At 42.6% G+C, this 13,920-nt stretch carries 11 protein-coding genes and 1 pseudogene; 3 read left to right on the top strand and 9 right to left on the bottom strand.

Annotated features, from left to right (window positions below; genetic code table 11):
* Positions 1–22: 22 nt before the first annotated feature.
* The 8 genes from RI557_RS03130 to RI557_RS03095 form a co-directional block, all read right to left on the bottom strand.
* Complete coding sequence (locus RI557_RS03130; RefSeq protein ID WP_310682063.1) at positions 23–613, bottom strand: transposase; 591 nt, start codon at positions 611–613, stop codon at positions 23–25.
* A gap of 150 nt (positions 614–763) precedes the next feature.
* Complete coding sequence (locus tag RI557_RS03125) at positions 764–2,971, bottom strand: tetratricopeptide repeat protein (RefSeq protein ID WP_310682061.1); 2,208 nt, start codon at positions 2,969–2,971, stop codon at positions 764–766.
* Positions 2,971–3,975, bottom strand: coding sequence for a PorP/SprF family type IX secretion system membrane protein (locus tag RI557_RS03120; RefSeq protein ID WP_310667585.1), 1,005 nt, complete (start codon positions 3,973–3,975; stop codon positions 2,971–2,973). The genes RI557_RS03125 and RI557_RS03120 overlap by 1 nt, the downstream gene beginning before the upstream one ends.
* Entirely contained in the window at positions 3,975–8,510 is a 4,536-nt protein-coding gene (locus tag RI557_RS03115; RefSeq protein WP_310682058.1) for a PKD domain-containing protein, read from the bottom strand. Before RI557_RS03115 ends, RI557_RS03120 begins: the two co-directional genes overlap by 1 nt.
* Positions 8,511–8,591: 81 nt before the next feature.
* Positions 8,592–9,041 carry a DMT family transporter gene (locus RI557_RS03110; RefSeq protein ID WP_310667587.1) on the bottom strand — a complete coding sequence of 150 codons (450 nt, stop codon included), beginning with the start codon at positions 9,039–9,041 and terminating at the stop codon, positions 8,592–8,594.
* Between the two features lie 2 nt (positions 9,042–9,043).
* Positions 9,044–10,189 carry a glycoside hydrolase family 3 N-terminal domain-containing protein gene (locus tag RI557_RS03105; RefSeq protein ID WP_310667588.1) on the bottom strand — a complete coding sequence of 382 codons (1,146 nt, stop codon included), beginning with the start codon at positions 10,187–10,189 and terminating at the stop codon, positions 9,044–9,046.
* Positions 10,164–10,772: a CPBP family intramembrane glutamic endopeptidase gene (locus RI557_RS03100; protein ID WP_310667589.1), complete on the bottom strand. Its 609-nt coding sequence runs from the start codon at positions 10,770–10,772 to the stop codon at positions 10,164–10,166. The genes RI557_RS03105 and RI557_RS03100 overlap by 26 nt, the downstream gene beginning before the upstream one ends.
* Before the next feature lie 60 nt (positions 10,773–10,832).
* Positions 10,833–11,465: an SRPBCC family protein gene (locus tag RI557_RS03095; protein ID WP_310682055.1), complete on the bottom strand. Its 633-nt coding sequence runs from the start codon at positions 11,463–11,465 to the stop codon at positions 10,833–10,835.
* A 91-nt stretch (positions 11,466–11,556) separates the two neighbouring features.
* Here RI557_RS03095 and RI557_RS03090 point away from each other — a divergent pair, with 91 nt between their 5' ends.
* The 3 genes from RI557_RS03090 to RI557_RS03080 are packed head-to-tail and all read left to right on the top strand — an operon-like array spanning position 11,557 to position 13,735.
* Positions 11,557–12,642 (top strand): M23 family metallopeptidase, encoded by a 1,086-nt coding sequence (locus RI557_RS03090; RefSeq protein ID WP_310682052.1) that lies wholly within the window; start codon positions 11,557–11,559, stop codon positions 12,640–12,642.
* Positions 12,639–12,983 carry a hypothetical protein gene (locus RI557_RS03085; RefSeq protein ID WP_310667592.1) on the top strand — a complete coding sequence of 115 codons (345 nt, stop codon included), beginning with the start codon at positions 12,639–12,641 and terminating at the stop codon, positions 12,981–12,983. Before RI557_RS03090 ends, RI557_RS03085 begins: the two co-directional genes overlap by 4 nt.
* 26 nt (positions 12,984–13,009) lie before the next feature.
* Complete coding sequence (locus RI557_RS03080) at positions 13,010–13,735, top strand: outer membrane beta-barrel protein (protein WP_310682050.1); 726 nt, start codon at positions 13,010–13,012, stop codon at positions 13,733–13,735.
* 2 nt (positions 13,736–13,737) lie between these two features.
* Here the strand turns inward: RI557_RS03080 and RI557_RS03075 are convergent.
* A pseudogene (locus RI557_RS03075) lies at positions 13,738–13,920 on the bottom strand (lytic transglycosylase F); the annotation flags it as partial.

Below are 13,920 nucleotides of genomic sequence, written 5' to 3'. Positions count from 1 at the left end.
TGCGATTCGCCCGTGCCTATTATCAATGAAATTTATCTTTATTCCAATTAGCTGGATTATTTTTGATATATCTGCTAATGTTATGATATGATTTTTCGCTGCGGATGATGTGCTCGTAGTAATTTCGCTGCCAGATTTTATCCGTTGGGGCGAATTGCTTTGGGGCGAATTGCTTTGGGGCGAATTGCTTTGGGGCGAATTGCGATTCGCCCGTACGGGAATTTTTTGAAAAATAATATTCCTTAATCTTTTTTGTGGTAGCTCCTTTAAATCCGCGAATAATCGCCCCGATTGTATGAGATGGTGATTTAAATTCACCTACGTTGCCTTCTTTATTTTTTGAAAATTTGATTTCGATTATTGCATGAAAATGATTTGGCATTATGATGAATTCATGAAGTGCTGTGTTATCACGAATGAGAGGAGTTTTTTCCCATTCTTCTTTCACGATTTCTCCTGCTCTGTTCATTCTCATTTTTCCTTTTTTGATTTCCCCAAAATGGTGTATCCTATCCTGGCAGCAGAGGGTAATAAAATATAGTCCTTTCTTGCTGTAATCGTAACCTTTTAGGCGAATGGATCTTCGGTGATGTTTATTGGGGTTGTAATTCATGCAAAATTCTTTGGATTAAGGCTTTCTGCATTGTGTAATAAGATCAGGATGTTAATGCAAATTACTTTTGTATTATAGTTATATACTATAACTAATATAGTCAAATTTTGAAACTAAACCATTAAACCTTAAACTCTAAACAGAAGCAACCTACTCCAAAACCTTAATAAACAGTTCATGCTTTTCAGAGTAGCTGTTGGAGTTAAACACGACTTTATGCACTCCGGGTTTGAGGTCAGAGATGTCGATTTTCAACTCTGCTGTTTCGTTTATCGGAACAGACCAACTCTGCTGGGTGAAACGAATGCTAGCCGGGCTCTGACCGATAGAGAATTTCAGCGTTTCATTACCGGTATTCGTGATTTGGGTCGTGATTTCATCAACTGGTAAAGTTTCGATAACCGGATCACTGAAACGAAAAGTTGGTAGCTGAACGCTTTGGTCTTTCATCTCGATCCAGTTGATGGAAACTTTTCTTGCGAGAGCAGCGCTGTTACTGTAAACAGAGTTTATTTGGTTGCTGTCTGAATCACTCACTTCATCTGTGCTGAAAAACTCGCCAAACGGAATTTCATAAAAGAGGAGATCTCCACGGATGTAGGCTTCGTTCAGAACCGAATCGGTGGTCATGGTGTTGACCAAGCTGTGAATTCGTCTCTTGGCGAGGTTGAGGTTGTATTTGCTGGATGCGATGGGAGAGGCATAACCCTGAACACCGAGCTGAATGCGCTTTCCATTTCCGATCAATGAACTGATGGTGTCCATCAATGCAGTGAGGATTTCATCGCGGTCAACAACATAATAGTCGTAGAATTCAGACTTAAAACCAGCGTTGTTTTCTGTGTAAGTTGACAGTTCTTTACGGTAGGTTTCTATGACATCAAAATAGGTTTGTTCAGTTGTTGTGGCATACGTGTTTTTATCCGGCTGATCATTGGGAAAATACATTTCGAGCGGCAACAGCTTTAAATTGACCAGCTTTTGCGTAATTTCATTCGGGGCATCCTCTACGATCAGAGTATCGGGTTCAATAACCGTATCTGGTTCAACCGGTTCTTCTTCAACTTCAGGAGCTTCGATTTTTTCAAAGCCGTAAATCTCGTTGCAGCAGGTTTTGCTTTTGATCGCCATGCCGCCTTCACGGTTTGATACTAAAAAGCCCATGCCGTAAAGATCGTTTCGGTTGAAGTATAAATCATTCACCGATGTATTGATAGGATGGAGGAGGTTTTCCGGTTCAGACAATTCATTTGGGAAACCTGTCACACGAAAAACATCCTGTCCGCCAAATCCATTGTGCCAGTCTGACGAGAAATAGAGCGCTTTGTGTGCTGTATCGTAATAAGGTGTGATCTCATTTCCGGGCGTGTTGATAGCCGTGAGGTTTTGTGGCTGAGAAAACTTACCATTAGGCATCAACGAGCTGTACCAGATATCCATTTTGCCCTCACCGCGCCTGAAATCGCTCGAGAAAAACACATACCGTTTTCCATCGATCATGACAGGAAAAGCCTGGGTAGATTCATATCCGCTGCGGTTGAGTTGCTCCACGTATTCGAAGGACGACCACTCGCCATTTTCCTTTTTAGCAGCGTAAATGTGGCAATTATCATCGCAGCGTGTTACTACAGCAAATGTTGAATCGAAGAAATAATTAGCTGTGTGGACAAAGCTCTCGTTGATGTCATCAACTTCGCTAATCGAATAAACTTCGTTGGTATCTTTTTCCACGGTCAGAACCTCAGTGAAGTAGCTCTGGTCAGCGTTCGGGATTCTCCACGAATAGCCGGTGTCGTAGCGCAGAGCTGCAAAATAAAAACTCGAGTCATAGCTCAACCACGGACTCAACTCTGAGTAAATTGTGTTGATAGGATGTTCGTAGCGGTAAAACTCTACTTTGTTGCTGTCGAATTGATGTTCATAAGCCCATTCACAGGATTCAAGTTCTTTTTTGGCTTTTTTGGTATGCCATGCAGATTTATAGCGGTAAATCTTGCTGTACTGCTCAAATAATTCGCGGGCCTGCAGGTAATTGCCTCTGTATTTTTCCATCTCGGCCTGGTAGTATAACGCGAGCGGATATTCATCCATGTCGTCCTTTTCAACTACATAAGAAAAGAGCTCTTTAGCATTCTCGTAGTCATTCGTTTTGCGGAAAGCTTTACCCGCATTGTAGGGGTAGGCCAGGTTCTGACTATCGAGTAAAAAAGCTTTTTGATAATACACCGCTGCCCCGTAGTGATCGCCCTCACGGATTGCGTCATCGGCCAGCTCGCGGAATTGATCAGGGCTCTGACCAAAACTGTTGCTACCCAGCATCAACAAAAAGATAAATCCTATGAGCGACTTTATTCTCATTACAAAAAGGTTGGACAGTTTTTGAATTTATTTCGATCAGGTTTGATGTATTCAATGGTATACAGCAGCGCAATTTCCCATGCACCGCGGTTGTTACTTGCTCTTTCCAGTGATGAAATGTTGATATCATAAGACAGTCCTAGTTTCCATTTATCGATATGCGCACCGGCATAGAGAATGGCGGCATCGTTGTGTCGATACCACGGACCCACTTCAATGCTTTTGTTTTCAAACGGTGAATCGCTGAAGTGGAAGGCAAAATTAGCTCCGCCCATAATTTCCTGATGTGGCCCTTGCCTCATATAACGAATTCCGGGATTTACGTTGAATCCCTCAGTGAACTTTATAGCTGCATTAGCGTGAACGCTGTAGCGCATGTTCATTTGAGCAGTTTGACCAAACCACGAGTTTTCAGGTTCTAGTGCATTGTGAACGGCTAATCCAGCTTGAAAATATTCACGTTTTGATTTTTGAGAAGTGTACACAGCTCCGGCATGTAGATTGAAAAAGCGTTGCGTTTCGTATTGCAAAAAACCAGTCTCAGCAGTTGGAATGCTGGGATTGAACGAGCCGTTATCGTATTGATCATCAAAGAAAAAATCACCAAAGTTGAGTTGTTGGAATTGGAAAACAGGTTGAGCTCCCAGTGTCAATCGCTGGGTAGAATCAGCCGATAGCTTGAAAGTATAGCTGAGCGGAACTGATATTTGCGTATTGCTGTAATCTCCGTCACCGGCAATATCGTTGTAAATCATCAATCCTACTCCGGTAGAAGGGAGGATGTTGGCGATATCAGCAGAGACTCCACCCGTTTGAAAAGCTCGTGTTACAGATGCCCATTGATGGCGATAATGCGCACCAAAGCGGTATTTTCCCAAAAAATTGCCGGTCAGAGCCGGATTCGTGTAAAGCGGATCATTGAAAAACTGAGTGAAGCGCGCATCCTGAGCCTTCAGCCCGATGACGAAAAAGAAAAACGCTATGTAAATTACCAGTCTGCGCACTATTTTAATATCGTCACGTTTCCTTTTTCAAAATATTCCTGCCCGTCAATGCACGTCAAATCGAGGTGATACACATAAACACCGTTTTCAACGCGGCTGTCGTTCCAAATGCCGTCCCAGCCCTCTTGCTGATTGGTCGATTCAAAAACGAGCTCACCCCAGCGGTTGTAAATCTTAAATGTAAGCTCGCTGATGTTTTCACCTTTAACGAGCAATTCATCATTTAAGCCATCTCCATCGGGAGTGAATGCATTGGGGACGTAAATCTCAGGTGGACCACAAATGAGTTCTTCAACCACAACGGTTACTTCAGCTCGGTCAGAGCACTGCGGGTACTGGCTATCAGTTACAGCCACCTCAAAAGTTGTGGTTTGCTGGGGCTGAGCGATAACACTTGCGAGCCCGTTTGAAACGAGAACATCCTCAGGAAACCATGAGTACGAATAAATAGACGAGTCTGGATTTGCGAGCAGATCTACCGTTTGTGATTTCAATATCGTGTCCTGACTCGCCAGTGCTGACATTACTCCCTGATTGAGTGATGAAACATCAACTGTAGCAGTATCTTTTCCCACACAACCGCTATCGTTGATCGAGGTTACAATGTATGATGTTGTAGTTGTGGGAGTTGCAACAATACGTTGGCTATCGGTTGGAGTGATGATCGTTTCAATCGGTTCCCAGGAAAAGCTGAGCTGATTTTGCGGAAATTGGTTTTCGGCAAACAACTGAGCAGAATCGTTGAAGCAAACAATGCTGTCGCCATCGGTTTTGACAGTTAAATCACTTACAACTAAACTCGTTGAGTCGATTGCTTCACATCCAAAAGCTGTTGTTGCTTTGAAATAGAGAGTGTTTACACCTCTACTTGCAGAGAAGTTGAGCGTTTGCTGTGTACCAACAGGGTTTGAAAAATCGGGGAGCGTATCCCACTGGAAAGTTGGGTTATCACCCTGTGCAGTTCCGTTAATCTGAACCGGGTTTTGGTCAGAACACGCGATAAGCAGCGAGTCAGTGTTAGCTGTAATGGAGTCGATTTTTATCGAGTTGTAGAGCGTGTCCACACAAACTGATGTAGCTAACAATGTTAGCGTTGTATCTGAATTCAATTGTGCTGAAGTTGAAGAGGCGTTAGGGTCGCCCACGAGCCCGCTTTCAACCCAGGAGTAAGTCGTGTTCGGTTCTGACTGTGAACCAATTTGTATGGTTGAATTGAGGCAACCTGTATCAGCCACATTTTCAGTAACCGGTTCAATCACTTCAATTTGCAGTTCTGTTGTATCAATTTGAGTACAAATCCCTGTATCCAAAGCAACAAGTTGAATGGTGAAAGTGCCGGAATTGCTGAATTGGTAACTCGGATTTACCTGCATGCTGGTATCTCCTGTTCCAAAATCCCAGAAAAACTGGGCTGAATCAATGTGTGTTGATGTATTGTTAAAGTTAATATCGTAAGGGGTGCAGCCGGTTCCCGGATCGTCAAATCCGGTGATTAAAGGATCTTGCTGTTGTACTGATAAAACATCAATGCTATCGGTACGCTGGCAATCATTTGATGAGATAGCTGTGAAGTAGTAAGTATTTGCCGAATCAGCCTGTAATGTAGAGTCTGTCAATGAAGTATTGAGTGTATCGGTCAGAGCCAAATCTGTACTCCAAACAAACTGGTTTCCTGTACCAAAGCTGTTTCCTGAAAGATTGAGCGGAAATTGATCATCGCATAGAAGTGTGTCGTTTGGAAGTTCAATTTTCACAGAATCTACCTCTACTGGTTGAAAAACAGTATCAGGACAAACACCATTGTCGATGATTAATTCATAAGTGAAATCAAATGGAATTGTAGTAGCAGTTCTTGGGATTGTTGTATCCAACAAAAACTGTGATGGTGACCAGTTGTAGGAGATTCCGGGAGTAGGAGTGGAGTTAGGTCCTATTTTAACTTCTTCGTTAATACATTTTGTTACCGTTGGGAGTGTGTAAGAAGTATCGTTACTTACTGTTATTTCTTTGAAGAGCGTGTCGTTGAGATTACAGGAAGCAGTATCAGAAAGTACCAGCATCACGTTGTACACTCCTGCTGAGTCAAAAGTGTGTATAGGCTCAAATAGGTTTGAGGTATCTCCATCATCAAAGTCCCAGTAAAAGTTAGTAGCACTTTGTTGTAAGCTTACATTTTCAAAATCTACTGTAAAAGGAGCACAACCTTGATCTGGTGCGAGAAAATCTGCAACGACCAGTGGCAAGAGGAAGTCAATTTTAAAGACAGCGAGATTGCAGCCATTGGCATTGTTTGTTGTACTGTGTGCTCCGGGATTAGGGTGAGTGGGGAAGTCAGAGGAAGGAGGAGAGGAGGCAGTTGCACAACCAGCACAAACAGCCTGATAGACTTTCCCTTTTTTGTCAAATCTACTCGTTCCGCCATCAACGTGTTCTGCTGCGGATCCGCCCATAAATGTTGCGTAATCGAGTGATGAGGCGTCATCAGCGAGCTGCATGAGGTAGAAATCGTTTCCGTCTGTCGTGCTCTGAATAGGATTTCCGGCAGTAGGTAAACCATTTGTACTCAAACTACCTCCCTGAATTGAACTTCCCCAGCCAGAGAGGTATACAGCGTTGCAGAGGTCAACTAAAAAGGCTGTTGGAGAAATATCAGGGTCGCCATCGCCACTACCAAATCGGGTAGACCAAATTATGCTGTCGAGTTGTGGTGAGAGTTTCGTGATGAATTGGCCACCAGCCGGTACATTGTACTGAGCATTAAATATCAACTGGCCAGAAATAGCTGCTGTTTGCCCAAAAATATAGACATCGTCATTGTCGTCTGTTTCAACGAAATAGCTCTGGTCGTAATTATTTGAGCCCCAGTAAGAGCTGTGGATCAGGCTACTCCCATCTTCGCTGATAAGTGACACAAAAGCATCGATTCCACCATTATGTGCTGTCCCTATAACTCCGCTCGTTGTTGGGAAATTAATGGATGAAGTACCACCCGAAACATACAATCGGTTCTGATCGTCAAAAGCGACTGAATACAAACCATCAGCAGCAATACCTCCCAGGTATGAAGACCATGTGAGCGATGTGAGGTCATAGCTCATTTTGAATATAGCTGCATCGAGGTTGTTTGTAGCTCCCGGTTTTGTTGCCTGAAAAGGCGATCCAGCGATAGGAATATCATCAGATCTCGTACAGGTTACAATCACAACATTTTGGTTTTTGTCGATTGCGATTTCACCTCTCACTTCATCGGCATAATTGAATTTTGTGGGGCCGTCATTGAGTCCGTCATTGTGTGTCCCGCCAAGGAATGTAGAACCCAATAGGTTATTTCCGCTGGAATCGAAACGTGAGATCACAAGGTCAGATCCATTGTCAAAGAACACTCCCAGTCCAGCGAGTAAATTGACCTGATTGACATTGTTTTGATCTATGTTAAATGAAGTATCGTAACTCGTTGCAATCACAGGATAATCCTGAGATCCTGTTGTTCCCATGAGGTAGAGTTCCTGATTATCATTAACAACCAAACTGTGAGGAAGCTCATCACCCGAACCTCCAATGTAAGTGCTGTAGATTGGTGCTGTACCATTCGTATCCCATTTTGTAATGGCGATGTCAGTTCCGGTCAATGTTGGAGCACCAACCGGAGCACCACCGGTGCCACCGGCCCAGCTTGTTTGAAAAGCTCCCATTGTTGTGGGATATCCGTTGTCAAATACTGTACTGGCAGAGTAGAGATATCCACGCGCGTCAAAAGTTGCGGAATATCCAAAGTTGTTGGCTGTACTTCCTGAATAAGTTGAAAAGATAAGTGTGGGATCAATGATAAGTGGTTCTGACCGATTGTACCCATCAGGAAATTTAAAACCGATTGATCCGTCTTCTAGTTGTTTGAAAAAGCACTTGACTTCGATTTCTTCACCGTTGATAAGCTGGTAAGCATACGGCCTGTTTTCAGAAATATCGAACAATGATGTACTTAAAGTAATCGATCGTTTTCTAATGGTAACATCATCTAATCCAGTATAATTCCATTTAATAACAGCAGGGTCAGATCCCGGGTTAACGATGAAGTCGTACTTGAGCTGATTCTGGCTCGTGTAAAGCCGCATATCGATTCCGTTGTAAAGCGACTGCCATTGCACTTCTCTAAAAGCCGGAACTTTTTTCGCCCATTTATCAGGATTGTTCCCTATGTAGTAATTGAACCAGTGCTTGTATTTTTCTTTACCCTCAACAATTGATGGATTTGCATCAACAAACTGCATTTTAAAGGCGTGATGCTGCATCTTTTGGTTAGGGTTGGAGTCTGCTTGAGGGCTGTGGTGAAGATCCTGTAAAAGTTGTGCATCGTATAGGTGATAGGTGAGAGCGTCTTTTTCGGCAAATATATTTCCGGAGGGAATTTCAGCATTGAAAAGTACATTTTCGTGGAACTGACCATGGTTGATGATGAATTTGTATCCAGACTCTACAGCAAAGCTCAATGCATTGCACAGTCCGAGAAAAACCAATATAACCCCGAGTCTTTTCATGTGTTCTAAAATCGAAAGTTACCAAATATAAGAATGATAATCACATTAGAACAGACGAAAATCATTCTGCAAAAGACGGCTTCACCCTCTTTTTACAAGGTAAACACCTAAGAACAAAAAGAGAACACCTAAAACTCTAGTCCACGTAATAGGCTGAACCGGAACATTTAATATTCCAAAGTGATCGATAATAATGGCCCCTACCATTTGGCCGGTCAAAGCCGCAGCTAAAAAGTTTCCGGCTCCTATTATCGGAACTGACAAAAGTGCCATGGTCACAAAAATAACTCCAAGAAATCCACCGGTGTAGATGTACCACGGATTACTCTTGAGCATGCTCCAGGTTGGAATATCGGGATTGATGATGATGAGTAAGATGAAAAGGAAAAAAACGCCACCCAAAAAGGAGATAAAAGTCGCCTGTAGTGGGTGATTCATTTGCTTACCCAAAATACCGTTTAAAGCTCCCTGTAGCGGAATTACCAATCCGGCTGCTAATGACAGAACGATAAATAAAGTTGAACTCTTCATAATTATTCGATTAATCTAAGACAGATTTTTAATTTGAGGATACGCTTTACGCTCTCATCAATCTGACTTCTGAATGATTCATTTTGTTCGTATTCTGCCTGCATTTCTTTCAAAAGAGCAGTTTCACTGGGCGGCATCAGGATCATGTCACAACCCGCTTCAGCAGACAGGAATGGAGCACTTTCACCAGAGCTCGTAGCGCCAACCATATTCATTGCATCAGTCGTGATGATGCCTTCAAACCCTAATTCGTTGCGTAGCAAATCTGTCACGATCTTTTTTGAAATGCTGGCCGGAGCTCCATCAGTTCCGTATTTTTCGTTGTTTTCAACTGCGATGTGCGCGATCATGATGCTCAAAACACCTTCTTCGATCAATGGTTTGTAAACATCAATTTCACGCAGTTTACCATCTATGTAAACCAATTGTTTGTGCGTATCACCTTCCACAAATCCGTGACCGGGGAAATGCTTGGCGCACGAAACAACATTTTCATCTTGAGTTGCCTCGATAAATGCTTTTGCTTTTGCTATCACACTGTCACGGTCAGATCCGAAACTACGCGACTTTATGGCTTCGTTGTTAGGACTGAGGTCCACAACCGGAGCGTAGTTGTAGTGAAACCCAAAATCTTTGATCGTTTTGGAAATATCCGTTGCAACCTGTGCTGATTCTTCTGGAGATTTGATGTCGATCGTTTTTGGGAATTTCTTTTTGACATCCGGTAAGCGACTGTTGATCAATGATGGTTCAGCATCAATGCTGTAGATAAGTGGAAGTTGATTTTGCTTTGATGAAATTGCGTTTAATGAATCGATGAATTTCTGGTGATCTGATCCGTTTCCTTTCAAAAAGATAACTCCGCCAACTTTGTTGTTCTTTACCAGACTCGCAACTGTAGCTTGTGGTTTTCCCAGCTCTCCGGCACTTGTGATGATCATTTGCGCAAGTCGCTCTTGAGTGTTGAGTTGATCAAAAACTTTGGCAACTTTCTCGTCCAACTCTGCTCGATTGGAATAGAAGTCATTGAGGGTAAACGACAGCTTTTTCGGCTCTGACCGTTGTGACGTCAATTTTTCTTGTTTTGGTTGTCCGTTGCAGGCGCTGAAAGTAGCGAGCAAGCTAAAGAGTATCAATTTCGTTTTCATCGATTGGTTCTTTTTCCTCAATTGTTTTGGTTTGGTAACGGTGGTTGTTCATTTTGGTGAATAGTACAAAGTCTATGGCTACGTGAGCTGTAGCTGCTGCTACAATTCCGGAGTATTCGTAAAGATAACCAATTCCGGCAATAACGAGAGTCATGTAAGCTCCGTAAATGGAAATGCGCCAGTCGCGCGGGTTGAGGTAGCCGTGAATGGCGACAAAGAAGATAGCTGTAATCCAAATTCCCCAGTAATGTTGAATGACACCTCTGAATAGGATTTCTTCACCAACACCTGCACAAACCGACATGAAAAGTGAATCCCAGGTATTCATTTTAAAGGATTTCACGAGTTTGCCGTAGCGGTTGAGAATATCGCTCATGAATTTTGTGAGTGTGATGCGCCAGGCTATGAAACCCGCTACTGTACCAATTGCGGCTCCTATGAGTAGCTGCACATACCACGATTGTTCAAATGCCCAGGGAAAGGAGCGGGGGTGATCTTCTACAAAACCAACAATTGTGATTCCGACAAGTGGAAACCCGATAAGGGTGATGAGACCGAGAAAATATAAGCGTTTTTTATCCATTCAACTTCACCTTTTCGTGAGGCTGAACAAATGTGCTACTTTAATGAGAGTACCGCAAATTTAGCTTGCAGATGTTGAATCGGGCTGTGGTGTATTTACCGTTGCGCTATCCTGAGCAGGTTGCTGAGCCTCTGATGGTATAGCTTCAATGCAATTAGGATTGTTTTGATCGGCTGAGGCGTTCTCTGCAAGGTTTTTCAGTCCGCCTTCAAATGAAGTTTTGATGGCTGTTTTCACAATTACGCCAAAAATTCGCTGGAAAGGATTGCTGCCCAGGTTGGTTTCAAATTTCCAGGTTACTTTAGTCCCATCGGGAACTTCTTTAAATGTCATTGTCCCGTATGATTTTGTCGATTGACCGAAATCGATTTCAGACTTTATTCGTTTGTTCTTTTCAACTTCAATGTAACGTAATTCGCCATGACCCTGATCCGGACTTTCCCAACTGTAGTTAGCTCCCAAACCTTTTTTTACCTGTCCGTATTGAATTGACATTGCCGAATCAACCTGCTCCCATGGAGACCATTGAGTTCTTTTTTCGAGATCGTTAACATGATCAAATGCAGCGCAAACAGGAGCGTTAACCACTTTAGAAACACTCAACTCAACCTTGCTCGGTTGCATGTAACCAACTACAATTACAATTAGTAGTAGGCCTATTAAAGTAAAACCTATAATTTTGAGAGCTTTCATGGTTTGTTAATTTTGGTAGTGCAAAATAATGAAACCTGTTGAAGTACGCGTGTTAGCGTAACCCCTTTTGATATAAATATTTGTGCGAATCGTGGAACTATTGCGTCACACCTTTATAACAGTCGTTTTGTTGAGCTTTTTAGGAGCCAATAATGTTTATGCCAAAGGCGATACTCTATCCGCTATGGTTATGTATGGAGAGAAAATGCTCTTTGAAGAAGTGGAAGAACTCAACAGGCCTGAAGCCTTACATTACAGGGACTCTTTAGCTGCGCTTCCCGATGCTTCATCTGATTTGATACAACAGTTAGATCTCTATTTGTCGATTCCAACCATGACGTTTGATGAAGTCTTTACGGTAATCGACTCGTTGTTTGAGCTCGATACTATTCCCTATCCGCTCATCAACCAGATCAATTATTTTGTTGCTCACCACAACTTTGAGGAGAATGAGGGTTTTGATACATCAGCTTATCCCGCTTCATTTTATTATCCCGAATGGAATACGAACATTCCCAATCCCTACAATTCAAAAGAGTTAATTGCCTCTGATACGGTGATCAATTTGCAACTTACAGGTAGCAAACTTTTAGAGGACTATCATCATCCTTATTCTGGTAAGATCACTTCTAAATTCGGTTGGCGTAATGGTCGGAACCACAATGGTGTGGATATCGACCTCCAGGTGTGGGATCCGGTGAAGTCTGCATTTCCCGGAATGGTGAGAGTTGCCAAATATTACGGAGGTTATGGTAGAGTAGTGGTTGTTCGCCACTACAACGGATTGGAAACGATTTATGCTCACTTGCACCGGTTCAAAGTAAAACCGGGCGATTTTGTTAAAGCCGGTGATGTCGTTGGTTTGGGTGGTTCATCCGGTCACTCTACAGGAAGTCACCTTCACTTTGAAGTTCGGTTTAAGGGCGTTCCGCTCAATCCGCACACGTTTATCGATTTCGGTTCTGAACAGGTAGAAAACGATGTGTTGGTTCTCAAAAAGACACAATTTGGCTATGCTGCTTTTCCTGCCGGCACGCACTTTCACAAAGTAAAACGAGGCGATTTTTTATATAAAATTGCAAAGCAATACGGGACATCAGTTAGTGAGATTTGCAGAATGAATGGGATAAGCAGGAATCAAACGCTTTACGTGGGACAAAAGATAAGAGTAATATGAGTTTAGACAGGTTTGATCTCACAAATTGGCGAAAGCATCCAACAGCAAAAGGAATTGAAGTTTTCTTCTTTAAGTCAGAACAGCAAGGTGATTACTTTGAGCAATTGTTGATCGAAAAAGGGATTTGGTACGAGAAGGATGTTGATACAGAGCAGGATCATTCAAGGAAAGTGATGTTCGCGGTCAGAGCCAACGATGTAAAACACGTGAAACCGCTGAACAACATGGCTATTGGGAAATACCGCAAGCGTTTCATCCCCTATAAAGGATTGCGGATTATCCTGTTTGTTTTTCTTTTGATCATGATCACTTTGTTAATTGTAGGACTCATCAAAGCATAAAACTCTTATTATTGCGTTACGTCATTATGAAGAAACTACTGAGTGCATTTAGTATCACTTTATTAACGCTGGGGTCTTTGAGTTTGAATGCTCAGGACAGGGTGCTCACTTTTGGATTACAGTTCAAACCCATGCTTCCGGTGAGCTTTTTAAATGCACGAACAGTTTCTAAGACAGAAAACAATGTTACTTACAGCAATAACCAGCAATTTGGTTATAACGCTGGCGGAATGATTCGTTACGGAATAAGTGACCGCTTCTCGATTGAATCAGGTATTTCCTATGTACAGCGCAATTTCAATTTAAAAGTCGATAGCCTCAACAACAGCTTTGAGGCCAATATGGATTACCGCCTTATCGGATATGAAATTCCGGTTATGGGGCTTGTCTTCATTCAGCTCGATAATCGTGTTTACATGACAGCCGGAATGGGAGGCGTGATCGACCTTTTTCCGTCAGATGTATTCAGCGAAGCTGATCGCGGAGACTACGTTCACGAAACGGTTCGCAGGAGTTGGATACAGGGATCTGTCATGGCGAATTTAGGTTTTGAGTTCAGGCACAAAAAACACGGAATATTCTACGTTGGCGGATCATTCCATCAACCATTTGACAGTTTTTATCTCTCTAAAATAGGTTTTTACGATTCACCATTAACGGAGAACACTCTCGATATTGAGGGAACATATCTCACCCTTGACTTCCGTTATTACTTTCCTGAACCTCCGATGGAGAGGAAGGTGAGGGATTAGTATCACTTCTCATCCATAAAGTTGGAGTAGTGATCGTAATGGCTGTAAACAGATTTTACGTAATTGTACGGCTCAACACCGCGGCAATAACCGTGTAAAACCACTTCATCCTGGTAGAACTCGGGATTACTTTTCTTGAGCAGCATTGACGCTACATTGTTATCCCACTTGTTGGGATCTTTATC

The organism is Salibacter sp. (assembly GCF_031581065.1).
Classification (GTDB): domain Bacteria; phylum Bacteroidota; class Bacteroidia; order Flavobacteriales_G; family Salibacteraceae; genus Salibacter.
The sequence above is the reverse complement of the archived record's forward strand: the minus strand, read 5'-3'. Positions and strand labels throughout refer to the sequence as shown.

Coding starts and splice junctions, on each gene's coding strand:
- RI557_RS03130 (WP_310682063.1), bottom strand. CDS start 613: ATGAATTACAACCCCAATAAACATCACCGAAGATCCATTCGCCTAAAA.
- RI557_RS03125 (WP_310682061.1), bottom strand. CDS start 2,971: ATGAGAATAAAGTCGCTCATAGGATTTATCTTTTTGTTGATGCTGGGT.
- RI557_RS03115 (WP_310682058.1), bottom strand. CDS start 8,510: ATGAAAAGACTCGGGGTTATATTGGTTTTTCTCGGACTGTGCAATGCA.
- RI557_RS03110 (WP_310667587.1), bottom strand. CDS start 9,041: ATGAAGAGTTCAACTTTATTTATCGTTCTGTCATTAGCAGCCGGATTG.
- RI557_RS03105 (WP_310667588.1), bottom strand. CDS start 10,189: ATGAAAACGAAATTGATACTCTTTAGCTTGCTCGCTACTTTCAGCGCC.
- RI557_RS03100 (WP_310667589.1), bottom strand. CDS start 10,772: ATGGATAAAAAACGCTTATATTTTCTCGGTCTCATCACCCTTATCGGG.
- RI557_RS03095 (WP_310682055.1), bottom strand. CDS start 11,465: ATGAAAGCTCTCAAAATTATAGGTTTTACTTTAATAGGCCTACTACTA.
- RI557_RS03085 (WP_310667592.1), top strand. CDS start 12,639: ATGAGTTTAGACAGGTTTGATCTCACAAATTGGCGAAAGCATCCAACA.
- RI557_RS03080 (WP_310682050.1), top strand. CDS start 13,010: ATGAAGAAACTACTGAGTGCATTTAGTATCACTTTATTAACGCTGGGG.